The organism is Asticcacaulis sp., from assembly GCA_024707255.1.
Lineage (GTDB): Bacteria > Pseudomonadota > Alphaproteobacteria > Caulobacterales > Caulobacteraceae > Asticcacaulis.
The window spans coordinates 343151-365332 of sequence record JANQAC010000001.1; the positions used below are offsets into that span (position 1 = coordinate 343151).

Here is a 22182-nt window from a genome sequence, read left to right on the forward strand (position 1 = left end):
CCGCAGGCGGATTTTCGATCACGATTCTGTTTTTGGGAGAACGCAGTTCCCCTATTTAGGAAAACGTTAATAACTGGCCAACATAGCTTTGTTTCGCACCTGAAACAGTTACAGCATCTTGGCGAGGGTAAAGACGTGGATTTCCAGGATACGCGCCCAGTAGAACACCCAGAAACCCGAGATGAGCCTGTAGTTTCGCTGGAAGCGGAGCCGGCAGTCGATACAGTTCAAAGTTCGCCCCTGCCCGGCCTGGGCCTGCTCGGCGCCCTCTCGGTAGCCTTGTCCGCCTGTGGAGGCGGCGGAGGCGGTGGCGGTGGCGGCAGCACGGGCGGCGGCACCACGCCCACACCTGTCAATTACAACTACGCCCCGGCTGATGCCGCCCGCTTCCTGCTGCAGGCGCAGTTCGCGTTCAAGGACGCAGATCTCGCCACGCTGAATTCAAAAGGCTATGACGGCTGGCTGACCGCCCAGTTCAACGCGCCAGTCAGCCAGACCGGTGCCCAGTGGCTGACAGCCCAGGGTCATGGCACACCGGATCAAAATGGCAATTATTTCGACGGCAACCCTGGCGACTTTATGGCCTGGCGGATGCTGATGACCGGCGACGACCAGTTGCGCAAGCGCTGTGCCCTGGCCGTCTCGGAAATGATGGTCGCCTCGCTCAATTCGATCGACGGTTTCTGGCCGCCTTATGTCATTGCCGGCTACTGGGACATGCTGAACGCCAATGTATTCGGCAATTTCCGCACCCTGCTGGAAGAGGTGACTCTCAACCCCGCTATCGGCAAGTTCCTGAATACCAAGGGCAACCTCAAGGAAGATCCGGCGACCGGCCGTGAGCCCGATGAAAACTATGCCCGCGAGGTGATGCAGCTTTTCACCATTGGCCTGTACATGCTCAATAATGACGGCACGCCAAAGACCGACCTGCTCGGCAACAAGACCGAGACCTACACGCAATCGGACATCAGCAACCTGGCGCGCGTCTTTACAGGGTACGACTGGGATTTTTCAAAAGTCACCTGGCAGAGCGGCTTTGAGAGCTATGATATCCCAACCACAGAATTTGCCAGCACCCGCATGGCGCTTGATCCGAACGAACACTCCATGCTGGAGGTCACATTTCTCGGCGTCACCATTCCGGCCAATACGCCCGGCAAGGACGCGCTGAAAATCGCGCTCGATACCCTTTTCAACCACCCGAATGTCGGCCCCTTCTTCGCCAGACAGATGATCCAGAGGCTGGTCACTTCCAATCCCTCGCCGGGCTACGTGTCGCGTGTCGCCGACAGGTTCAACAATAACGGCGCCGGCGTGCGCGGCGATCTGAAAGCCGTCTGGCGCGCCATCCTGCTGGACGATGAAGCCCGTACCCTGCCGACCAACACCACCGCCGGCAAGCTGCGTGAGCCAATGATCCGCCTGGCGCAGTTCGCCCGTACCTTTGACATTTACAGCACCACCGGCAAATGGGGCATCTACGATCTGTCGAGTTCCGACTGGGGCCTTGGCCAAAGCCCGCTGCGTTCACCCTCGGTATTTAATTTCTTCAGGCCGGGTTATGTGCCGCCACAGACGGCTATAGCCACCGCCGGTGATGTGGCGCCGGAATTCCAGCTTCACAATGAAACCACGGTCGCCGGTTTCATCAACTTCTTTACCTCGGTCATGCGTGACGGCTATTACGACGTCAAGCCAGACTATACCGCCATGCTGGCCAAGGTGACGGATTCGCAAGGGCTGCTGGACTGGATGAACCTGCACCTGAGCGCCAACCAGGTTTCCCCTGCCACCATCGCCCGGATAAAGACCGCGATCGATGCGAGGCCAATTACAGCGACAAGCACGGACGATAACAAGCTGGACCGCATCTGCAACTGCGTCCTGCTGCTGATGACCTGCCCCGAATACCTGATCCAGAAATAGGAATTCATATGTACAATAACCGAATTCCCGATCTCAACCGTCGCGCCTTCATGAAGCGGGCGGCCGCCGTTGCCGGTCTGGGCGCCGCAGCCCCGATGGCGCTCAATCTCGCCAGTGTCAGCGAAGCCGCCGCCATGGATGCCACCGATTACAAGGCCATTGTCTGCTGCTTCTTCTACGGCGGCAATGATTACGGCAACACCGTCATTCCCTACGACTTGCCAAACTACGATCTCTACAGCGCCATCCGCGGCGGAGCGGCTGGCCGCAAACGCGGTGGCGTGGCACTGGCCCATAGTGAACTGGACGGCACGGCACTGACCACACTAACATCGCAAACCCTGACCAATGACATCCGGTACGCGCTCGCCCCTGAACTGACTGGCGTGGCCTCCCTGTTCAATTCGGGCAAAGCGGCCGTCCAGCTCAATGTCGGCCCTTTGGTGGTGCCCCTGACCCTGGCACAGTACAACAGCGGCAGCAAAGCCTATCCCCTGCCACCCAAGCTGTTCTCCCATAATGACCAGTCATCGGTCTGGCAATCGCTCGGTTCCGAAGGCTCGACCGTTGGCTGGGGCGGGCGCATGGGTGACCTCGCCCTGTCATCCAACGGCCAGAGCCTGATGACGTGTATCTCGGCATCGGGCAATGCGGTGTTTGTTTCCGGGAACAATACGCTGCAATACCAGATCAGCCCGGATGGCGCGATCGCCATCTGGCCGACCAAGGGCTGGGTCTTCGGTTCGGGAGAATCTTCCAATCTGCTGAAGGAACTGATTACCGAACCGCGCACCCATGTCATGGAAAACGCCTTCAATGCCGTGACCAAGCGCTCGATCAACATGGAAACCATCGTCAATACGGCGCTTGACCCGATCACCCTCACGACGACTTTCGATCAGACCAACTATCTGGCTCAGCAGTTCCAGATCGTGGCCAGGCTGATCGCCGCTCGCAACGCGCTCGGCACCAAGCGCCAGGTGTTCTTCGTTTCCATGGGCGGCTTTGACAATCACGATGGCCTGATGACGGACCATCCCAAGCTGATGGCCAAGTTCAACTCAGCGGTGACATCGTTCTACAATGCCACGGTCGAACTGGGCGTGGCCAACAAGGTCACGACCTTCACGGCATCGGATTTCGGCCGCACCCTGGCCTATAATGGCGATGGTTCCGATCATGGCTGGGGCTCGCACCACTTCGTCATCGGCGGCGCGGTCAGGGGCGGGCAATATTACGGTACGGCCCCGCATATCTCGCTGGAAACCGACGATCAGGTCGGCCAGGGGCGTCTTCTGCCATCGACATCGGTGGATCAGATGGCTGCCACCCTCGGCAAGTGGTTCGGACTGTCGGGTTCGGAAATAACATCGGTCCTGCCGAATATCGGCAACTTCGCCACCAATAATCTGGGCTTTATGGGTTAACCCCGGTTAACCGCATCTCTAAAATCCGCTTTAAACTTTGGCGCGCATACTGTGGATATGTCCGCGATCAGCATAGCCACAGCCGGGATAATGTCCGCCACGCAGCGCTTCGAGAAAGCCGCCGCGAATACGGCCCGTAATTCCACCAATGGCCAGGATATCCTGAGCGACCTGGTCGACCAGATCGACTCGCGCAACGCTTTCAAGGCCAATATCAGCGTCATCAAAACCGCCGACGAGATGCTGGGCAGCCTCCTCGACATCAAGACTTAAAGCGCTCATAGGCCGCGCAGGCTCACCGCACTGGCGGTGGCGGGCCTCGCCCTTGCCAAATCAAAGACGATTTGGAGATTTCTTCCTGACTGCAGCTTCCAAACGTTCCCTGCCTGAAACTCAAAAGCCCGCCGGATGATCCGGCGGGCTTTCTTTATGTTCGTTGAGAGACGATCAATAATCTTCGTCTTCTTCCGGCTCGGAAAGCTTGCCGCCGCCGACCCCAAAGACATCCTCAACCGACAGATCGTTCTTCTTGGCGTAGGGGCTGTCCTCTTCTTCCTCGAAGGCGGGCTGCACGGTCACAGCCGGCTTCAGCGACGGATCATCGAGCGGAATGCCGAGCTTCTCCGCCTGCTTGCGCTTGGCTTCCGCGCCCTTACGCACAGCAGCGTCAAGTTCGATCTGGCCGATCAGACCGAGCGTCACCGGATCGACCGGCTTGATATTGGCCGAGTTCCAGTGCGTGCGCGAACGGACCTGTTCGATGGTCGATTTGGTGGTGCCGAGCAGCTTGGAGATTTGCGCATCGGTGATTTCCGGGTGGTTCTTGACGAACCACAGGATGGCGTCCGGGCGATCCTGGCGGCGCGACACGGGGGTATAGCGCGGGGCCTTCTTGGACGGCTTCAGCAACTCGGCGTGGCGCGACACCAGCGCCTTCATGCGGTACTTCGGATTTTCCTCGGCGCGGGTCAGTTCTTCGCGCGTCAACTGGCCGTTGGCGATCGGATCGGCGCCGCGGATATCACGCGCCACTTCACCATCGGCAATGCCCTTGACTTCGAGCGGATGCAGCCCGCAGAACTCGGCGATCTGGTCGAAGGCCAGCGAGGTGTTATCGACGAGCCAGACGGCGGTCGCCTTTGGCATCAGGATATCGGACATAGGCTTATCCTTTATTTGAGGGGACTATGCCCCTCCAGAAATGGCTACGCCCGGCCTTTTCGGCCGGGCGCGGGTGTTGTGGGGGATGGTATAGAGCGATTTTAAGCCGAAGGGAAGCCTGTTTGACACATCCCCTGGCGGAGGCGCGGGAACATGCCTATGTAACGGACTATGAGCGACCTGCCCGTGCCCCACATCGACCTGACGCCCCTGTTCTCGGCCTTCGACCTGACACCCGAGCGGCGCGGCGACTGGTGGCTGATTGACGGCCTCTATCCCGCGATCCGCGTTCAGAGTACCGGCCGAGCCATGACCATCGACCTGGCCCTGACGGATGAGCTGCGGGTCAGCGAAACCTATGCGGCGGATGACGGCCTGTTCCTGTTCGGTGAGGGCGCCCTTCCCCTTCTGCTCAGCGCCTTCTGGGGGCGGCATAATCCCGGCCAGGTCACGCGCCAGATCATCAAACGAGCGGATGGCCCGTGGCAAATCCTGACGGGCCGCTACCTGCGCCAGGTTGAAACCGGTGAACGCCCGCCGCTGCCTTACCTGTTGTTCGGGACCATCGAGACATTTCTGAAAGACCTGCCCCTGCAAGGTGATATCCACTGGCTGTCCATTGGCGTCTCGGTCGATGAAGACGGCCCTTATGCCGATATCCGCCACAATGGCAACCGCCAGCCGGAACTGGAAGCGGCCGTCTGCGCGCTCGACTGGATCCATGATGGCCGTGATTACAGGCTGCGCTTGGCGGTGCTGATGATGAGGGTTTAGATACTCACAGTGGACAGCTTCGTCACGCTTTTTTCGCAAATGATTTGGCGATGAAATCATCCATGGCCTTCAAAGCCATCAACCGCTGCTCCGCATCATTGGGCCCATGTCGCATGGATTTGACCTCAATATAGGTCACATCCTTCCCCGCGGCCTTCATCGCCGCATTCATCTTTCGGCTGTGGGACACATTTACGTTGTCATCCGAGTCACCGTGGATCAGAAGCAGAGGCGCACGGATAGCGTTGACATGTTCGATAGGTGAAGTTGCGTGAATCTTGTCCGCATCTCGCCCCGGATTGCCAATGACACCGCGCCAGTATTCTCTGCCGTAGCCTCCCCACCAAACATCATCGTCGTCGCGGAGCGAACTGAAGAGATCCGAAACGCCGGCGCCAGCGATACCGCAGGCATAGGTATCGGGCGTAAAGGCCAGAGCCGCTTCGGCAAGATACCCGCCCCACGACCATCCCGCGACACACACCTTCCGGGGGTCGATCGTGCCCTGGGCAGCCAGAAAACGCACGCCGTCTTCAAGATCGGTCGTCATCAGATCCAGGTGAATATTCCCGGCGCGTTCCAACGCATCGCCGAAGCCGCTCGAACCGCGATACTGCGGCTGGAGAACAACATAACCTTTCGAAGCCAGATACTGCGCCTGGTAATCGAAATAATAAATATCACGCGAAGCCGGCCCGCCGTGAGGGAAAACAATCAAAGGCGCGTGGGCCGGCGTATCCTTGCGTTTGGTCACATAAGCGGGAATGTCCAGGCCATCGCGCGCCTTGTAGGTGATATAGGTCATGGGCGCCAGCGTCTGGCCTTCCAGTTCCGGATAGTTACCGCCGATACGCACAAGGTCGTGGGTTTCGGCGCTGTAATAGTAATAGCTGTCTGGCGCCTCCGGAGCCGAAATCAGAAAAACAACGCCTTTTTGATCTTCCGTCATGTCGGCAATATCGACAAAGGAATCGGGGAACAGCTTTTCGACCGCGCTGATGATCTTAAGATGAAACGGATCGATCCATTCCGTATGAATCCGGTCGGTGATCGTGCTGATGCCGACAATATGACCGAACTTATCAAAGGTAAGGTCCATATCCTTGTTCGGTCCGCTGCGATAAAGCGACTTCTGGCTTGTGGCGATATCAAAGCGGTACATCGAACAGAGGCTTTTCGAATAGTCGAACTCCGTCCAGTAAATCGCGTTATCGTATTCGCAGTAGTTGAAGTTGATGTAATAGACCTTATTCTGCTCAGGAAGGCGCAGGACCTGCTGAGGCGCTCCTGGCTCAACCCGGTAGTGGAAAATCAGGGAAGTAGAGCCGTAGCTTATCTTCCCATCCATTATTTGCACGGCCACGCGCTCACGGCCCTGCCGGTCGATGAAATGATAATCGGCCGGTAAAAGATGTTCACCGGATGTGATCTTGCCGGTGGCGACGTCCAGATGATGGCTGAATGTCTGGCTCAACGTGACGGCATAGGGGGCCGGACCTTCAACGAAGCCGCCGATCGGCGCCAGATCGCCCGCGCCGACGGGATGGTCCTCGGGCGCGAACAGAAGACGCAGAAATTTGGCGTCTTTAGTTATGACGGCCGGAGAATAGTCGATGACTCTGAGCCAGTTTGTACTTTTCTGAATCTTGTCGTCCTTCAGATAGACAACCAGATAGTCGTTACCTACCCACTGAAGGACGTTGAACATGTGCGTCCCGGCCTCAAGGGCTTTTTCCGAATGGGTGAGCAGATCATGAACAATGATCCGGTTGTCCTCTACCCACGCCAGATGTGTTCTGTCCGGCGATAACTGCGGCGGACTCATGAACATATCACGTGTGAAGAATTCGGGCTTCAGCGGCATTGCTGCGGCATCCGCATGAGCGCGACGCGTTGCCGCAAGCGCATTGGTCATCAGTAAGGCGGCCGATACCAGAAGCAGGTGACGCCGTATCATTTTATCCCCCCAATTTCCCCACTATTCAGAATAGCACATCATACCTTCCACTTTCTTTCAATAGCATCCTTCGCTTCAGGACGATGATTAAAACCGGCCCTTATTCAATACTCGCAGTGTGCCTCTGTCCACTTCCCGCCGCTGTTGCGGCAGGCGTCATGCGGATCGAACACCTTGGCAACGCCCAGAGCCGCGCCGGCAATAATCACCACCGTCAGCCCCAGCCAGATCATCCATTTCTTCATAAGCACACCACAAAATTGAACAACGTTCAAATTTCTATATCATGATGAAACGCGCAGCACAACCTTACCCTTGTGATCGCCCTTGTCCATCCATGCATGGGCGCCGGCGGCATCGGCGAATGCAAATTCCGCCGCCAAGATCGGCTTGATTTGCCCGCTCTCTATTAGCGGCCAGACGCGTTCATGCACCTTCGCCGTAATCCGTGCCTTTTCATCCGGCGAGCGCGGCCGCAGCATCGAACCGGTAACGATAGCCTGTTTTGCCATGATGCGGCGCAGGTCGACCTCAACCACTGCATCCTTGCCGAAACCCACCTGCACAATGCGCCCGCCCATATTGAGGCAGGCCAGGTTTTTGGCGAAGAAATCCCCGGCGACAATATCAAGCACTACATCGGCACCACCAAACGCCTTGACCGCCGCCACAAAGTCCTCCGCGTCGCTGTCGATCACCAGGTCCGCGCCCATCGACCGGGCAAAGGCGCACTTGTCCGCGCCCCGCGCCGTGGCGATGACCTTCGCCCCAAACGCCTTGCCCATCTGGATCGTCATGGCGCCGATACCGGAATTGCCGCCATGCACCAGCACGGTCTCGCCCGCCTTCAGCGCGCCATGCTCCATCAGGTTGGCATAGACGGTCAGGATGTTTTCCGGCAGGGACGCCGCCTCGGCCAGGCTGAGCCCGCGCGGCACGGGCAGCAGGTGGCGGATATCGACCGAGACATATTCCGCATAGCCGCCGCCATTAACCAATGCGCAGATTTCATCCCCAACTTTCCAGCCAATATCGTCCCCGAAATTCACAGGCGGACGGATAGTTTCGATCACACCCGAGACTTCCAGCCCCAGAATCGGCGAGGCACCCGGCGGCGGCGGATAACTGCCTTTCCTTTGAAGGACATCCGGCCGGTTCACGCCGGCGAAAGCGGTCCGGATCAGCACATGTCCGGGCGCCACATCCGGCCTTTGTGTTTCATTCAGGTATAAGTCGGACGGGTTCTGGCCGTCGCCGCGGACCGAAATGGCTTTCATGACTGATTCGTTTTCCTTGATTTCTTCGCGCAAGAGGCGTTTCATCTGTGAGCGGAGGATGGCGCGGAACGCAGCCTGATGTCCATACGGGATAGATAAGCATGGCGATACAGGATGACAATGAACCCCTGGCCCGGCAGACTGCCGGACCGTTGCATGGCCTGGTCCGCGAAGACCTGGACCCTTACAGTGTAGAGGATCTCGAAGCGCGCATAGAGATGCTGCAGGGTGAGATCAGCCGGGCGAATGCGGCGCTGGAGCGCAAAAAAAACCGTCGTTCCGCCGCCGATGCTTTATTCTCTTTTAAGGATAACTAACGATTACTAACCGTCATGCGTCCCCGCTGAATGGCACAAGCGTTGCAGTGCTTAAGGCAGGTTTCAATGACGGTACGTCCGCCGGGTCAGGTGCCCGCCCGGATTTACGCAGGTCAGAACAGACCTTCGCCGACCCGATTTCAGCATAAGGCTTACAGTATATGTCCGACAGCACCTCTTCCAACGCCCGCGTCAGTATCGTACGCGATTTCGCCTCCTCCGATCTGTTCGATCGCACCTTCAAGGAAGGTATGGCGCTGGTAGAAGAAACGGCCGCCTATCTGGATGGCGACGGCCGCCGCGATTCCCGTCTGCTGCCGCGCGAGGATGCCCTGCTTTATGCCGGCGAAAGTATGCGCCTGACCACCCGTCTGATGCAGATCGCCTCTTGGCTTCTGGTACAGCGCGCCGTGCGCGAAGGCGATATGCCGGCCCAGGATGCCTGCGATGAAAAATACCGCATCGCCGCCCTCAATGCCGAAGGCACGGAAAAGCCCCAGACCCTGCCCGGCGGCCTGCTCAACCTGCTCGACCGCTCAAACCGCCTTTATGAACGCATCTCGCACATGGACAAGCGCATGTTCATCGATGGCGAGGCCGAAGAGATCACCGTCAACCCGGTCATGAACCAGATGGCCATGCTGCAAAGCGCCTTCGCCGGTGAAGCCTTTACTGGCCAGTAAGCCGGACAAGTAAGTCAATTTTTCTTCAACAGGCGCGCATAATATGCGCGCCTGTTCTGCGTCGAGGCGGACATAAAGTCGGCGCCTGAACTCACCCCTCTATATATTTTGACATTTCACTGTTATTTATTAAGGTTAACAGCGATACGCGGCGCGGTCGCCTGTCATGGCCTGTGGGGGGCTTCTGATTATGATCAAATATCATTCTGTCTGGATTTTTGGCATGGCGGCGGTGATGGCCGCCATGACGGGAGCGGCTGAGGCGCAGACGCTTCAGGGGAACAATGGCCCGCCGGCTGTCCTCCAGCGCCGTCCCCTGCCCCCGGCCCCGGTCCAGTGGCAGGCCGTCCTCGATCGTCTGGCTCGCGTCAGGGCCAGCCGTCAGGGGCCCGGCGTCGCGGCGCGCCTCGTCAAATCCGAACTCGACAAGACGGAACTGCCGGTGCTGCTGCCGCGGGAAGGCGTGCTGGACACCGCCAAGGCCAGGCTGATGAGCTTTGGTGACGCCTATGCCCTCGACCTGCCGCAGCCCAAGGGCGTCCATATCACGGCCTATGGCAATCGCACCTTCCTGCCCGCGCCGGCAGGGGCTGTGTCCCGGCGCCCCATTACCCGGCTGAAGGACGTGGCGGAAGATATCCGCATCACCCAGATGGAAGACGGCTGGACGGCAACCTTTACCCGCTACGGCATGGTCTATTCCCTCGATGTGAGTTGCGATGATGCCGCCGCGCCCGAATGCAAAACGGACGGCTACCTGAAAACGGTCATTACGCAGTTTGATGATGTCGGCCTGGGCGCCAGGGCACAGGCAGAGGCCGAGAGGTTCAGGGCAAACGCCAACCAGACCGGCAGCCTTGTGGATCAGCTCACCAAGAGCTTCCGCGACCTGACGAAGGGGGGCTGATCATGCAAACCCACACGCGCCTTCAGCCCGTCCTCATTAGCCTTCTCTTCGTCCTGGCCGGCTGCGATCGCTTCACGCAAACGGCCGAGCCATCATCATCATCATCCGGCACCGAAGTTTCGTCCCCGGCCTCTGAGGCTGACGTTTCGGCCGAAGCCAGCGCCGATCTGTCAGAGGCGAGCGCATCTGCCTCGGACTCGGCCTCCGAAGCCGCGTTGACGGACTTCCCGCATGACGACCCCACCAAACTGGTCAGCGGTTCGGGCAGCGGCTATGCCGAGGTCAGCAACTGGGCGCCAGGCATCTGTTTCCCCATACAGAGCGTGGCCTATGCCAATTCCCAGGTCTACAGCCCCGGCGGAGATCACTACCCCACCACCAGCGCCAGCAACCATGGCAGCCAGTGCGATGCAAAAAACTATGCCTATCCCTGGCATGACAATTTCTGCGAGGCGCGAAGCTGGACCAACCCTGTCTGCGCCAGCGGCAGCGGTCATCAGGGCCAGGATATCAGGCCATCGACCTGCAAGGCCAACCTGTACTGGGCCATAGCGGCGGAAGACGGCACCGTCACCCAGGTGGGCTCCTATACGGTCGCCATCACCGGCAATGCGACGCCGCACCGGATCTACCGCTATCTGCACATGCAGAAGACGTCGGTCCAGGTGGCGGTCGGTGACCATGTGGTACGCGGCCAGAAGCTGGGACTGGTCTCGAACAATCTGGGCGTCTCCAATGGCGTCCAGCAATATACCACCATCCACCTGCATTTTGAGGTGCGGGTGGCCCAGGCCGAAACCACGAGCGACGGCAAGCAACTGGCGGCAAACGCCTTTGTCCCGCCCTATGCCGCCCTCGTCGATGCTTATCAGCGAAGACTTTCCGGTGATTGCACCACCGCAACGCCGTAGTCCGCATTTCCCTTCACCGGTGCGTATACACCCCTGTTTAAACGTGTGGCACGAGTTGTGAAACCTATAAGGCGAGCTGTTTCACTCTGAGACAGCGCCACACGTCTGTTTAGGGGTTCCAATCATGGCCACCGATATCGATCTGCACCTGGGTAAGCGTCTGCGTCGCCGCCGCCGTCTGCTCGGTTTGACGCAACAACAACTCGCGCTGGCGGTCGGCATCCGCTTCCAGCAAATCCAGAAGTACGAATGCGGCGCCAACCGCATCTCGGCCGCCCGCCTGTTCCAACTCGCCAAGGCGCTGGAAACGCCGATCAACTATTTCTACGACGGCCTGTCCGACGACAAGACCGAAGTGGCTGCCGTCAATAACGAAGGCATCGAAGTGTTCTCGCGCAAGGAAACGCTCGACCTGATCCAGGCCTATTACCGCCTGTCGGAGCGCCCGCGCCGCCGTCTGCTGGACTTGGCGAAGTCGCTCAATGGTGACAACGAACAGGCGGCTTAAGCCTTTGGCTTACATGGCTTGATTCTTGTATGAATTTTGGAGCCTGTCTTTCTTGTACCTCCCCATCTTTGATGGGGAGGGGGACCGCGCGCTTCTTCAGCGCGTGGTGGTGGGGCTTCTTTCTTCTCCTTGGAATACCCGCACAAACATCTGGACCCGCATGGCTGCTCAGGCTATGCGGGTTTCATGTCAGAAAGCACCCCCGATTTCGCCGTCCTTGAAGCCTTCGCGCTCGACCGGCCGCCGCCGCCGCCGCTGTCGCCGTCCCCCTGTTCCGCCACCGGGATTTAAGCGAAATCAACAAGGGCAATGCCAGCCGCGCCGATGTCCATTTCGACCCGGTGACCGAGGCCGACAAGGGTGCCGAACGCGCCGTCCGCGCCCTGATAAACCAGCACTATCCCGCTCACGGCATTATCGGCGAGGAATATGGCAGTGAAAACGCCGATGCCGACTATGTCTGGGTGCTCGATCCGGTCGATGGCACCCGCGCCTTCATTTCGGGCCTGCCTCTATGGACGACCCTGATCGGCCTGCGTCACCAGGGGACGCCCCGTGCTCGGCCTGATCGCCCAGCCGGTGCTTCAGGAGGTCTATCTCGGCTCGCCTCTGGGATCGCGCTTGGTGACGCCACAAGGCAGCACATCATTAGCCGTGCGCACCTGCCCGGACCTCGCCAACGCGGTGATCGGCACCACCGATCCGCATCTCTATGCCGGTGATGAAGTCGCCGCCTATACGGCCCTTCGCCAGGCCACAAAACTGGTCCGCTATGGCTGCGACGCCTACGCCTTCGCCATGGTGGCGGCCGGCACGATGGATATCGCGCTCGAAACCGGTCTCAAGCCCTGGGATATTGAAGCCATCATTCCGGTAATCGAAAATGCCGGCGGGACGGTCAGCAACTGGCATGGCACGGCAGTGGGACCGGAAGCCGGCCAGGTGATCGCCGCCGGCTCGCAAGCCCTGCTCGATCAGGCTTTGACGCACCTCAGGCCGGCAGCGAGTTAAGCGCTTTTTTGGCCTTCCGGATCGGGCACGTCCGGCAGGATTTCTTCTTCCGCGATCAGGCTTTCCGGCGAAATGCCTTCGGGCAATTCCGAAGCCACCTCGGCGATATCGGCAGCCATCAGCCCCATGCCGACGCCGGCATGATTATCCTGTACATGCATATGGTGGCTGATACCGCGGGGCGCCGCGAAATCAGCCAGTTCATCGAACTCGGCCATTGCCTGGCGGCGGTAGTCATCAATCTCGATCAGCACCTCATGCTCGGCGCCGGCGATCTCCAGATACTGCCCCTTGCCCAGCTTCTTGGCGAAGGTTTTGGACGGCTGCTTATTGATGACATGGTCATCGCCCGAACACACGATGCTGATCGGAAGCTTGAGCTTTTTCAGCACCTTGGCCTTATCGAGCAAAAGCCCCTCGCCCAGCTTCAGGGCAAATTGCAGCCAGCCCCAGGTTGGGGAACCCACCGCCAGATGGGGACAGGCGAATAACTGTTCGTGCCACACCGCGTAACGCTCGCGGTCGTGAGTCAGGGCATCTTCCTCAAAGGTGTGCATGAACGGATCATCGAACAGTTCCGGCACATAGTCCGTGCCCCTACCATGATTGACTTGCCAGTTGACCTGGAAATTGACCGACCACAGCGAATGCTTGCCGGTTTTGACGCGCAGCATCGGATTGGTGAAAAAGGCGCCGGAAATGCGCTGCTCGCCCTTGGCCAGGGTAGCGAGATTGAGCGCCGCCCCCATCGAATGGCCGAGCATGAGCCAGGGCCGGGGCGCCCGGTCTTCAAAGGTATCGAGCAGGCGCTGATAGTCGTCGAGGAACTCGTCCGCCGAACGGGCATGGCATTTCAGGCGGTCGGGCAGCAGCCGGGCCGAAAGGCCCTGCCCCCGCCAGTCATGCGCCACCACGCAGAAATCGCGCGCCATCAGATCGCGGATGATTTCGTAATATTTTTCAATCGGTTCGGAACGTCCTGGCGAAATGAATACCGTGCCTCGCGCCGGCCTGACCGGCTGCCAGAAGCCCAGCCGCAGACGCAGGCCTCCGGCGCCGCGGTACCATTCGCCCACCCCGCCTTCGGGCACGCGCGATTCCGGCGTGAACATCAGCGGTGCGCTGGTTGAAAGGGCGGCGATACGGCTCACGGTTATAACTTCCCCACACAGCGCAATCCGATAAAGTGGATACCACTTTTCGGATAAATTGCGCGACAAACAAAAACTTGGAGCAACCGTTTTGCTTGCATTAAAGCGGTTGATCCAGTTACTGCGGCTTCCTGAACTTGAGCGTCATGCGGTCGCTCTCGCCAATCGATTCGTACAGGCTGCCGTCGAATTCCGGATTAGGCGCCTGTCCGCGGGGTGCTGTCAATCTCTGAGGCGGCAAAGTCCACACCCCGAACGGGTGATCCTTGTCGTCCTTCGGGTTGGCATTCATCTCGCTCTCATTCACGAACTGGAAGCCGGCCTCCGCCGCCATCTGCTTGACCAGGGGTTCCTGAACATAACCCGTGGTGGCGCCAGGATCCTGCACATTGCCGATATCGGCGCGGTGCTGCTCCACCCCCAGAATACCACCGGGCCTGAGCGCGGCAAAGGCATCCGCGAAAGCCTTTTCGGCGATGCCCTTGGCGATCCAGTCATGGATGACCAACAGGAACAGGACGCAATCAACGCTGTCGGCCTCCGCCAGCGCACCACTGGTCTCGCCGAAGGCGGCATAGGTCAATTCGCCATAACGCTTTTTGTCGGCGTCGAAATGCGCCCGGTACTTGGCCTCAAGGGAAGCGGCCGCCTCTTCCGGCACAGGTCCGGCCTCGATCAGGGCGGCTATATACTGGCCCTTGCCCTTGTTTAGGTAGGGCGCCAGGATTTCGGTCATATAGCCGGCACCCGGCCACATATCGATCACCGTATCCTTCGGCTTGATCTCGAAGAAGGTCAGCATCTCGACGGGATGGCGGTATTTGTCGCGGCCCTTGTCAACCGCATTGCGCCAGTTGCCGCTGACCGCCCACTCCAGCGTGCCTTCCTGCGCTGCCAGCTTGGGGTCTATGGGCGTGGCCGTATCGGCATCGGGATCTATTACCACATCGTCGTCCCGCTTGCGTCCGCAGGCCGCAAGCCCTGAGCCGCCCAGCGCGAACACGCCGGCCAAACCCAGCCTGGTAAAGGCTCTGCGACTATAAACGCTCAAAAGACCCGTCCGCTCACTTCATCAATGCGATTTGCCGCGGCACGTTAGGAGGTTCACCCGAAAAGGTCAAAGCTCATTTAGGGGTTTGTTAACCCTCGCCCTCGATTTCCTTCATAGCGCTCTGGATATAGTTCGCCTCGCCCATCAGTTTGATCAGGCCGAGCTGGGTTTCCAGGAAGTCGATATGGTGCTCGGTATCTTCCAGGATGCGGCGCAGCAGTTCGCGGCTGACATAATCCATGTGATCGTCACAGTATTTCACACCGGCTACCAGTGTGGCGTGGCCGCCGGTCTCTACCGCAAGGTCGGCCGTCAGGCATTCGGTGATGTTTTCGCCGATCTTCAGCTTGTTGAGATCCTGCAGATTTGGCAGGCCGTCGAGAAACAGGATGCGCTTGATCAGCAGGTCGGCGTGCTTCATCTCCTCGATCGACTCTTTATAGACGATGCGACCGAGGTGATACATGCCCCAGTTTTCGATCATGCGGGCGTGCAGGAAGTACTGGTTGACGGCGGTCAGCTCATTGGTGAGCACCTTGTTCAACAGCTTGATGATTTCGGGTTGGCCCTTCATGGCGCGCTCCTGCCTGCGGATTGATCAGCGCGCATCCTATCGCGGCAAATCACCGCTGTGAAGACATTTTTTTAATTAAAACAAAAACTTGTGCGAATGAAAATAGGATTTAGTCGCACACATAAACGATGGAATTTAAATACTATTCCGCAGCCATGGCCATGGTGATCTGAGCATTGTCGATCATCTCGCGGATATCGCAGACGCACTTGGCGCATTGTGGACGCGTCTGGCAGTGGTCGAAAACCGCCTTGACCGTGCAGGCGCCCGACTCGATGGCGGCATGGGCGTCACGTTCGCGGATGGCGTTACAGTTACAGATGTACACGGTAAACTCAGGCTGCTGACAATGCGAATGCGTCTCAAATAACACGCCAACAGTTCGATTGCAAGTCATTCGCATCAAAATCCGTGCAAAAAATGAACCCTCCGAAAAGTTCCGAAGGGCTCGTGAGGTCGGCTTAGTTATTGTTGTACCCGTATGACGGGGCACTGCTTTCACGCCAGCGGCCGCTGCTGTCCTTGTAGCCATAGGTCTGAAGCTGGCCCTCATGCCACTTGCCGCGGCTGTCCTTCCAGCCAAAGGCGGCCGGACGGCCTTCATGCCAGGTGCCGTTGTCATCGCGCCAGCCCTGGACACCAGAATAGCCACCGGAATTATAGGCATAGCCGCCATTGTTGTAGCTGCCGTTATAGCCATAGTTCGCGCTGGTGTGGCGCTCGGCATCATAATAGACCGTGCTGTACATCTTGGCGTTCGGCCGCGACTTGTAATAGACGACATTATACCCCTCCGGCGCATAGGCCGGCGAATAAGAGCCATTCTGATAGGAATAGTATTCGCCGTTCAGGCAGGTGTCGTTGCTCTTGTCGACCTTGTTGCCGATCACGCCACCCAGAACCGCGCCGGCGATGGTGCCGAGGCCCTTTTCGTTCTTGGATACCTGGCTGCCGAGCGCGCCACCGGCAACCGCACCGACCACCGTGCCCGTGGTGTTAGAGCCTTTCTTGACGTAGCAATAACCGTCATATTGGGTCTGAGCCTGCGCCGCCAAAGGCGCGCCGGCAGTCAGGGCCAGGATAATCGCGGCCCCCGCCGTCATTGTTTTGGTATTGAAGGTCATAAGATACTCTCCGTTCGTGCCTGTTTCTGCCGCCCGCCAGATGTCCGCCATTCTAGGCATCGATGGCGGTAAAACCATCTGGAAGGCATTGCCTGACGTAAAATGCAGGTAAGGCGTCACCTTTAGCTTTTCCTTGTTCCCAAACGCCTTTTCCCGACTTCAATCTTGCGTTTACGCCCAATTTCGGCCAAACACCGCCTATGTCAGAAAACGCCTTCACCACCCGCCTCTATCTCATAACGCCGCCCGTTATTCCCGATGTCGACGCCTTTGTACGCGAACTGGAAGCAGCGCTCGATGCCGGGGATGTCGCCGCCCTGCAGATCCGCCTGAAGGATATCAATGACTACGATCTGATCGCGGCGACAAAGGTCATCGCGCCGATCGCGCAAAGCCGGGGCGTGGCCGTACTGATGAACGATCGCGTGCAACTGGTGAAATCACTGAAGCTTGATGGCGCCCATATCGGCCAGTCGGACATGCCGCTGAAGGAGGCCCGCGCCCTGCTGGGCAAGGAGGCCATGATCGGCGTCACCTGCCATAACAGCCGCGACCTGGCCATGGATGCCGCCGAGGCCGGCGCCGACTATGTCGCCTTTGGTGCCTTTTACCCGACCACGACCAAGACGGTCGAGCACATGGCCGATCTGGAAACCCTGACCATATGGCAGGAAATGGTCGAAATTCCCTGCGTCGCCATCGGCGGCATCACAGCGGAAAATGCCGGTGAAGTGGCTGCAGCCGGTGCAGATTTCATCGCGGTCTCTGGCGCGGTGTGGAACCATCCGCAAGGCGCGGCGGCAGGTGTAAAAGCGCTTCTGGCGGCGATTTCTGCAACCTGACAGGGTTGTAACTTGGCATATTCCGGAAATATGGCATGGTGCGCCCGAACTGGTGGGGGCCATGAATGGATTACAAACTCAAATATACGGTCGCCTTCGCGGCCCTGGGCTTTTTCTTTGTCGCCGGCCTGGTGCTGGCGGCCGGCCTGCTGTCCTACTGATCGGTATCGTCCTCTGTCGGCGCCTCAGGCTTCGGCCAACCGATAGATAATGCCTGCACGACAGGCCTTGCCGCAATAACCGCCGGATCGGTCGAAACCAGCGTCTTCTCCCCTTCAATCGACTCCGCCACGGGCCCGCCATTATCCGGGATTCCGAAGCGCACACCAAAGGTGCATTTCCCCTTGATTTTCGCCAGCTTGCCGCGATTGAAGTCGCTGACATAACCGCCATAATCCCAGTCAAAACCACCGAGCTTGAACGGCTTTTCGTTCGCCGCTTCGACCTCAGCCAGGCTGCTGTCGAGATGCAGGCCGCCAGGGCCAGACCATTGCGAGTCGCTGCGGATCAGCACGGTTGACACCTCGGTTAAGGCATCATCATAGAAGAAAACCTCCACGCGGCGGCGCGGGTCATTACCATAAAGCACCACGCCTTTTTGCGTGATGCCTTCGGCGCCTGGAATATCGGTCACCTGGGCATAGCTTTTGTAGGTGGCCAGCAGGCTTTCTGCGGTGTCCGTCTTCTTCACCGGCCAGTCGCAGGTCATGACATTGGCCAGAGACGTATAGTCCGCCGGCGCCAGGCTTGAGACTGCCATTGCCTCAGATGCCGCTTCAGATGAGGCGGGCGTTTCAGACGGGCCACGCGGCGAACAGCCCGCCAGCATGATCACCGCCAGACTGGCCACTACGATCTTCGATTTCATGATGCCCTCCCCTGTTCCTTAACAGCTTAACGTCGAGCGAGCCCGGCGTCTATCTGCGTTTGGACCCAAAAGTTTGAAGGGGAGCCACAGATTTCACAGATGACCACAGATGGCGCTGCGCGCCCCTATGTTACGACAATTGAAATATCTATCCACGCAATGAATATCTATGCCCATCTGTGAAATCTGTGGCTCCCCTTACACTTTCCGTTACACCCAAACCGGCTGGGTGGCGCGCATGGCTTTCGCGGCTTCCACCAGGCGCTCCAGCGCGGGCCTCGTTTCGGCCCAGCCGCGCGTCTTGAGGCCGCAATCGGGATTGACCCAGATCTGTTCCGGCTTCAGGCGTTGCGCCGCCCTGGCCAGCAGGCGCACCATCTCTTCGGTTTCCGGCACGCGCGGGCTGTGGATGTCATAGACGCCGGGCCCGACCTCGTTCGGGTATTTGAAGTCGATAAAGGCTTCCAGCAGTTCCATGTTCGAGCGCGAAGTCTCGATCGAGATTACATCGGCATCCATGGCGGCGATCGCCCGGATGATATCATTGAATTCCGAATAACACATGTGGGTGTGGATCTGGGTCTCGTCCGCCACGCCGGCGGAGGCGATGCGGAAGCACTCCACCGCCCAGTCGAGATAGGACGGCCACCCCGCCGGATCGATCGGCAGGCCCTCGCGGAAGGCGGCCTCGTCGATCTGAATGATGCGGATACCAGCGGCTTCGAGATCTAGCACCTCATCGCGGATGGCGAGCGCGATCTGGCGGCACACCGTTCCGCGCGGCAGGTCATCGCGCACAAAAGCCCATTGCAGCATGGTCACCGGGCCGGTCAGCATCCCCTTCACCACCTTGGAAGTAATAGATTGGGCATAAACCGCCCACGCCACCGTCATCGGCCTGGGGCGCGACACATCGCCGAAAATGACCGGCGGCCGGACATAGCGCGATCCGTAGGACTGCACCCAGCCGGCTTGCGTAAAGGCATAGCCCTCAAGCTGTTCGGCAAAATACTGCACCATGTCGTTGCGCTCGAATTCGCCATGCACCAGCACATCAAGCCCGATCTCTTCCTGCCAGCGTATGGCTTTTTCGGTCTCTGTTTTCAGGAAGGCATCATAATCGGTATCGCTGAGTTGTCCCTTGCCGTGCTGCAAACGCGCGGCGCGGACCTCGGCCGTCTGCGGAAAGGAACCGATGGTCGTGGTCGGGTAAAGCGGCAGGCTCAGGCGCTTGCGCTGTTTCAGAATGCGCTCAGCAAACGGGCTTTGGCGTTCCGACATCGGCGGCGTCAGGCTGGCCACGCGTCCGGCCACCGCCAGATTATGGATGCGCGGGGAGGTCTTGCGCGCGGCGATGGCGGCGGCGTTTTCCGCGAGTTGCGCGCCGACATTTTCGCCCGACAGCGCAGCTTTCAGAACTGCCAACTCCTCCAGCTTTTGCTCGGCAAAGGCCAGCCAGGATTTAAGGTCGGCATCCAGCTTTTCTTCCTGTGCCAGGTCAATCGGCACATGCAGCAGCGAACAGGACGGCGCCAGGATTACCCGTTCAAGCTGGCTCACCACCGGTTTCAGGCGCGCCAACAGCGCATTCAGATCGGTTCTCCAGATGTTGCGGCCATCGATCACACCCAAAGACACCGTCTTGTCGCCCGCCAGCACCGGCAGCTTTTCCAGAACGTCCGGGCGGACGGTCAGATCGACATGCACCCCCGTCACCGGCAGGGAAAAGGCCAGGTCGAGGTTGGCATCATGGACATCGAAATAGCTGGTCAGCATCAGCTTGAGCCCCGGCACTTCACGCGCCAGATGGGCATAGGCTTCCGTGAGGGCCAGGGCTACCTGGCCACCCGGCGCATTCGCCAGCACCGGCTCATCGATCTGCGCCCAGCCGGCGCCGGCATCGCGCAGGGACCGCAACACCTCGGCATAGACCGGCAGAAGACGCGGCAACAGGCTGAGCGTATTGAATCCGCCGATCGCCGGCTTGGACAAGGCCAGGAAGGTCACCGGTCCGACCAGCACCGGGCGGGTCTGGTGGCCCAGCGCCTTCGCTTCGTTATAGTCAGCCAGTGGTTTGTTATGCGTCAGTTCAAAACTCTGGTTCGGCTTCAGTTCGCTAACCAGTACATGATAGTTGGTATTGAACCACTTGGTCATTTCCAGCGCCGTGACACTGCTGTGATTATGCCCGCAGGCCGAGACCTCGCCGGCGCCGCGCGCCATGCGGAAATAAGTATCAAGATCACTGCCTGCCCTGTAGGTCTCCGGAATGGCCCCAACCATAAAGGCCGTATCGAGCAGATGATCATAAAGCGAGAAGTCGTTCGACGGCAGGATATCGATGCCAAGGTCTTTCTGGCGTTGCCAATTGCGCGCCCGCAAAGTCGCCGCCGTTTCAAGCAGGGCGGCCTGGTCGCTCTTGCCCGACCAGAAGGCTTCCAGCGCGGTCTTCAGTTCGCGCCGCTTGCCGATCCGCGGAAAACCGAGATTGGCGGTTTGGATGATGGTCATGTCTTGATCCCGAAAACAGGGAGCAAGGGTTTATCGGGCACAAGGATACAGCCAGGCCTGAACCCGTCGCCTGCGCCCACTGGAAACCCCGCCCGTGGTGAATATGAGAACTGGGGCAGGTCTCCTGGCTTGCGCCTCAATGCGCCGAACCACCTTCCCAGGCTGTCACCCAGTGGATTTTGGCTCGGAACTCCGCGCTTACAGTTGCGGGAACAGCGCCGGATTTAAACCGGCTTCCCTCTTAGCTCCCGGCACACGAATGCGACGGCAGACCTCAGTCATAGGGAGGTTAGCGCCTCATTTTGACAGAGTCAATAAAGATATAAAGATATCTTTATATGATTATATAATTGTCAAAAGAGACGGGATGGCCGCCCCCCTTGCCTTTGACCGCCATTCCGAGTAGGAACGCCGCCAACTCAAACGAAATTGACAAGTTGTATCCATGCCGAAAATCAACGCCAACCAGATCAAGCCCGGTCAGGTGCTCGAATATCAGAACGGTCTGTGGACCGTGGTCAAGACCGAACACGTCAAGCCCGGCAAGGGCGGCGCCTTCGCGCAGGTCGAACTGAAGAACCTGATCACCGGCACCAAGCTCAACGAGCGCCTGCGTTCGGAAGAAACCGTCGAGCGCGTCACGCTGGAACAGCGCGAGCACTCCTACCTCTACGAAGACGGCGACATGCTCGTTTTCATGGACCAGAACAATTACGAGCAGATCAGCCTCAGCAAGGACTGGGTTGGTGAAGACCAGGTCCAGTACCTGCACGACGGCATGATCGTCACCATCGAATTCCACGAAGAACGCGCCATCGGCATGACCCTGCCGGATACGGTCGTTCTGGAAGTGATGGAAACCGAGCCGACCATCAAGGGCCAGACCGCCTCTTCCTCCTACAAGCCGGCCAAGGCCAGCAACGGTATGCGCGTCATGATCCCGCCGTTCATGGGCGTGGGCGAACGCATCGTCGTCTCGACCGAGACCGGCGAATATATGAAAAGAGCTGATTAATACAGATTGCGCCCCCTTTATCCTCCCCTGCAAAGCGGGGGAGGTGACAGCGCGAAGCCCGGAGGGCTGGTGTCGCTGACGGAGGGGGCTTTTTGAATTCGGCATTATTACCCCTCCGTCGCGGACTTCGCTCAAGAGGGCGAGCGCCGTGCCACCTCCCCATTTGAGAAATGGGGAGGAGATT

At 59.0% G+C, this 22182-nt stretch carries 22 protein-coding genes, 1 pseudogene and 1 riboswitch; of the genes and pseudogenes, 12 read left to right on the plus strand and 11 right to left on the minus strand.

All coding sequences use genetic code 11. The features are described 5' to 3' along the window. Nucleotides 1–135: 135 nt before the first annotated feature. From NVV72_01685 to NVV72_01695, 3 genes are all read left to right on the plus strand, one after another. Nucleotides 136–1929 (plus strand): DUF1800 domain-containing protein, encoded by a 1794-nt coding sequence (locus tag NVV72_01685; protein ID MCR6658098.1) that lies wholly within the window; start codon nucleotides 136–138, stop codon nucleotides 1927–1929. Nucleotides 1930–1937: 8 nt separating this feature from the next. After that, nucleotides 1938–3356 carry a DUF1501 domain-containing protein gene (locus tag NVV72_01690; protein ID MCR6658099.1) on the plus strand — a complete coding sequence of 473 codons (1419 nt, stop codon included), beginning with the start codon at nucleotides 1938–1940 and terminating at the stop codon, nucleotides 3354–3356. A gap of 90 nt (nucleotides 3357–3446) precedes the next feature. Next, complete coding sequence (locus NVV72_01695) at nucleotides 3447–3629, plus strand: flagellar basal body rod protein (GenBank protein MCR6658100.1); 183 nt, start codon at nucleotides 3447–3449, stop codon at nucleotides 3627–3629. Nucleotides 3630–3803: 174 nt separating this feature from the next. On the opposite strand, the gene NVV72_01700 is transcribed toward NVV72_01695, so the two are convergent. Further along, the gene (locus tag NVV72_01700) at nucleotides 3804–4517 is read right to left on the minus strand and encodes a DUF1013 domain-containing protein (protein MCR6658101.1); all 714 of its coding nucleotides are present in this window, start codon (nucleotides 4515–4517) and stop codon (nucleotides 3804–3806) included. Nucleotides 4518–4688: 171 nt separating this feature from the next. On the opposite strand from NVV72_01700, the gene NVV72_01705 reads away from it, so the two are divergent. Then, on the plus strand, nucleotides 4689–5291 hold the full coding sequence (locus NVV72_01705) for a DUF6348 family protein (protein ID MCR6658102.1): 603 nt from the start codon (nucleotides 4689–4691) through the stop codon (nucleotides 5289–5291). Nucleotides 5292–5313: 22 nt separating this feature from the next. On the opposite strand, the gene NVV72_01710 is transcribed toward NVV72_01705, so the two are convergent. The 3 genes from NVV72_01710 to NVV72_01720 all read right to left on the minus strand — a co-directional run bounded on the left by NVV72_01710 (nucleotide 5314) and on the right by NVV72_01720 (nucleotide 8570). After that, nucleotides 5314–7248, minus strand: coding sequence for an alpha/beta fold hydrolase (locus tag NVV72_01710; protein MCR6658103.1), 1935 nt, complete (start codon nucleotides 7246–7248; stop codon nucleotides 5314–5316). 104 nt (nucleotides 7249–7352) lie between these two features. After that, the gene (locus NVV72_01715) at nucleotides 7353–7493 is read right to left on the minus strand and encodes a hypothetical protein (protein ID MCR6658104.1); all 141 of its coding nucleotides are present in this window, start codon (nucleotides 7491–7493) and stop codon (nucleotides 7353–7355) included. Nucleotides 7494–7532: 39 nt separating this feature from the next. After that, on the minus strand, nucleotides 7533–8570 hold the full coding sequence (locus NVV72_01720; protein MCR6658105.1) for an NAD(P)H-quinone oxidoreductase: 1038 nt from the start codon (nucleotides 8568–8570) through the stop codon (nucleotides 7533–7535). Nucleotides 8571–8626: 56 nt separating this feature from the next. On the opposite strand from NVV72_01720, the gene NVV72_01725 reads away from it, so the two are divergent. The 6 genes and pseudogenes from NVV72_01725 (at nucleotide 8627) to hisN (ending at nucleotide 12862) form a co-directional block, all read left to right on the plus strand. Further along, nucleotides 8627–8842, plus strand: coding sequence for a DUF1192 domain-containing protein (locus NVV72_01725; GenBank protein ID MCR6658106.1), 216 nt, complete (start codon nucleotides 8627–8629; stop codon nucleotides 8840–8842). 161 nt (nucleotides 8843–9003) lie between these two features. Next, on the plus strand, nucleotides 9004–9525 hold the full coding sequence (locus tag NVV72_01730; protein ID MCR6658107.1) for a DUF1465 family protein: 522 nt from the start codon (nucleotides 9004–9006) through the stop codon (nucleotides 9523–9525). Nucleotides 9526–9715: 190 nt separating this feature from the next. Further along, a complete protein-coding gene (locus tag NVV72_01735; protein ID MCR6658108.1) occupies nucleotides 9716–10432 on the plus strand; it encodes a hypothetical protein in 717 nt (238 codons plus the stop codon). A gap of 2 nt (nucleotides 10433–10434) precedes the next feature. Then, nucleotides 10435–11343: a M23 family metallopeptidase gene (locus tag NVV72_01740; GenBank protein ID MCR6658109.1), complete on the plus strand. Its 909-nt coding sequence runs from the start codon at nucleotides 10435–10437 to the stop codon at nucleotides 11341–11343. A 124-nt stretch (nucleotides 11344–11467) separates the two neighbouring features. Beyond that, nucleotides 11468–11851: a helix-turn-helix transcriptional regulator gene (locus NVV72_01745; GenBank protein MCR6658110.1), complete on the plus strand. Its 384-nt coding sequence runs from the start codon at nucleotides 11468–11470 to the stop codon at nucleotides 11849–11851. A gap of 186 nt (nucleotides 11852–12037) precedes the next feature. Next, nucleotides 12038–12862: pseudogene (gene hisN, locus NVV72_01750) on the plus strand (histidinol-phosphatase). Here hisN and NVV72_01755 read toward each other — a convergent pair. From NVV72_01755 to NVV72_01775, 5 genes are all read right to left on the minus strand, one after another. Then, complete coding sequence (locus NVV72_01755; protein ID MCR6658111.1) at nucleotides 12859–14013, minus strand: alpha/beta hydrolase; 1155 nt, start codon at nucleotides 14011–14013, stop codon at nucleotides 12859–12861. The pseudogene hisN and the gene NVV72_01755 overlap by 4 nt on opposite strands. Before the next feature lie 118 nt (nucleotides 14014–14131). After that, the gene (locus NVV72_01760) at nucleotides 14132–15064 is read right to left on the minus strand and encodes a methyltransferase (protein ID MCR6658112.1); all 933 of its coding nucleotides are present in this window, start codon (nucleotides 15062–15064) and stop codon (nucleotides 14132–14134) included. Between the two features lie 88 nt (nucleotides 15065–15152). Then, nucleotides 15153–15638: a bacterioferritin gene (bfr, locus tag NVV72_01765; protein MCR6658113.1), complete on the minus strand. Its 486-nt coding sequence runs from the start codon at nucleotides 15636–15638 to the stop codon at nucleotides 15153–15155. 142 nt (nucleotides 15639–15780) lie between these two features. Then, complete coding sequence (locus NVV72_01770; protein MCR6658114.1) at nucleotides 15781–15966, minus strand: (2Fe-2S)-binding protein; 186 nt, start codon at nucleotides 15964–15966, stop codon at nucleotides 15781–15783. A gap of 133 nt (nucleotides 15967–16099) precedes the next feature. Further along, nucleotides 16100–16762: a glycine zipper 2TM domain-containing protein gene (locus NVV72_01775; GenBank protein ID MCR6658115.1), complete on the minus strand. Its 663-nt coding sequence runs from the start codon at nucleotides 16760–16762 to the stop codon at nucleotides 16100–16102. 200 nt (nucleotides 16763–16962) lie between these two features. On the opposite strand from NVV72_01775, the gene thiE reads away from it, so the two are divergent. Next, nucleotides 16963–17604 (plus strand): thiamine phosphate synthase, encoded by a 642-nt coding sequence (gene thiE, locus NVV72_01780; GenBank protein MCR6658116.1) that lies wholly within the window; start codon nucleotides 16963–16965, stop codon nucleotides 17602–17604. A gap of 154 nt (nucleotides 17605–17758) precedes the next feature. Here thiE and NVV72_01785 read toward each other — a convergent pair whose 3' ends face one another. Continuing rightward, nucleotides 17759–18472, minus strand: coding sequence for a hypothetical protein (locus tag NVV72_01785; GenBank protein ID MCR6658117.1), 714 nt, complete (start codon nucleotides 18470–18472; stop codon nucleotides 17759–17761). A gap of 210 nt (nucleotides 18473–18682) precedes the next feature. After that, a complete protein-coding gene (gene metE / locus NVV72_01790) occupies nucleotides 18683–20983 on the minus strand; it encodes a 5-methyltetrahydropteroyltriglutamate--homocysteine S-methyltransferase (GenBank protein ID MCR6658118.1) in 2301 nt (766 codons plus the stop codon). Nucleotides 20984–21079: 96 nt separating this feature from the next. Next, nucleotides 21080–21275, minus strand: a riboswitch (cobalamin riboswitch). A gap of 153 nt (nucleotides 21276–21428) precedes the next feature. On the opposite strand from metE, the gene efp reads away from it, so the two are divergent. After that, the gene (gene efp / locus NVV72_01795; GenBank protein MCR6658119.1) at nucleotides 21429–21998 is read left to right on the plus strand and encodes an elongation factor P; all 570 of its coding nucleotides are present in this window, start codon (nucleotides 21429–21431) and stop codon (nucleotides 21996–21998) included. The last annotated feature ends 184 nt before the right edge of the window (nucleotides 21999–22182 follow it).

Excerpts from the sequence above, each read along its gene's own strand:
- NVV72_01690 (MCR6658099.1), top strand. The coding sequence starts at position 1,938 with ATGTACAATAACCGAATTCCCGATCTCAACCGTCGCGCCTTCATGAAG.
- NVV72_01695 (MCR6658100.1), top strand. The coding sequence starts at position 3,447 with ATGTCCGCCACGCAGCGCTTCGAGAAAGCCGCCGCGAATACGGCCCGT.
- NVV72_01700 (MCR6658101.1), bottom strand. The coding sequence starts at position 4,517 with ATGTCCGATATCCTGATGCCAAAGGCGACCGCCGTCTGGCTCGTCGAT.
- NVV72_01705 (MCR6658102.1), top strand. The coding sequence starts at position 4,689 with ATGAGCGACCTGCCCGTGCCCCACATCGACCTGACGCCCCTGTTCTCG.
- NVV72_01710 (MCR6658103.1), bottom strand. The coding sequence starts at position 7,248 with ATGATACGGCGTCACCTGCTTCTGGTATCGGCCGCCTTACTGATGACC.
- NVV72_01715 (MCR6658104.1), bottom strand. The coding sequence starts at position 7,493 with ATGAAGAAATGGATGATCTGGCTGGGGCTGACGGTGGTGATTATTGCC.
- NVV72_01720 (MCR6658105.1), bottom strand. The coding sequence starts at position 8,570 with ATGAAACGCCTCTTGCGCGAAGAAATCAAGGAAAACGAATCAGTCATG.
- NVV72_01725 (MCR6658106.1), top strand. The coding sequence starts at position 8,627 with ATGGCGATACAGGATGACAATGAACCCCTGGCCCGGCAGACTGCCGGA.
- NVV72_01730 (MCR6658107.1), top strand. The coding sequence starts at position 9,004 with ATGTCCGACAGCACCTCTTCCAACGCCCGCGTCAGTATCGTACGCGAT.
- NVV72_01735 (MCR6658108.1), top strand. The coding sequence starts at position 9,716 with ATGATCAAATATCATTCTGTCTGGATTTTTGGCATGGCGGCGGTGATG.
- NVV72_01740 (MCR6658109.1), top strand. The coding sequence starts at position 10,435 with ATGCAAACCCACACGCGCCTTCAGCCCGTCCTCATTAGCCTTCTCTTC.
- NVV72_01745 (MCR6658110.1), top strand. The coding sequence starts at position 11,468 with ATGGCCACCGATATCGATCTGCACCTGGGTAAGCGTCTGCGTCGCCGC.
- bfr (MCR6658113.1), bottom strand. The coding sequence starts at position 15,638 with ATGAAGGGCCAACCCGAAATCATCAAGCTGTTGAACAAGGTGCTCACC.
- NVV72_01775 (MCR6658115.1), bottom strand. The coding sequence starts at position 16,762 with ATGACCTTCAATACCAAAACAATGACGGCGGGGGCCGCGATTATCCTG.
- thiE (MCR6658116.1), top strand. The coding sequence starts at position 16,963 with ATGTCAGAAAACGCCTTCACCACCCGCCTCTATCTCATAACGCCGCCC.
- NVV72_01785 (MCR6658117.1), bottom strand. The coding sequence starts at position 18,472 with ATGAAATCGAAGATCGTAGTGGCCAGTCTGGCGGTGATCATGCTGGCG.
- metE (MCR6658118.1), bottom strand. The coding sequence starts at position 20,983 with ATGACCATCATCCAAACCGCCAATCTCGGTTTTCCGCGGATCGGCAAG.
- efp (MCR6658119.1), top strand. The coding sequence starts at position 21,429 with ATGCCGAAAATCAACGCCAACCAGATCAAGCCCGGTCAGGTGCTCGAA.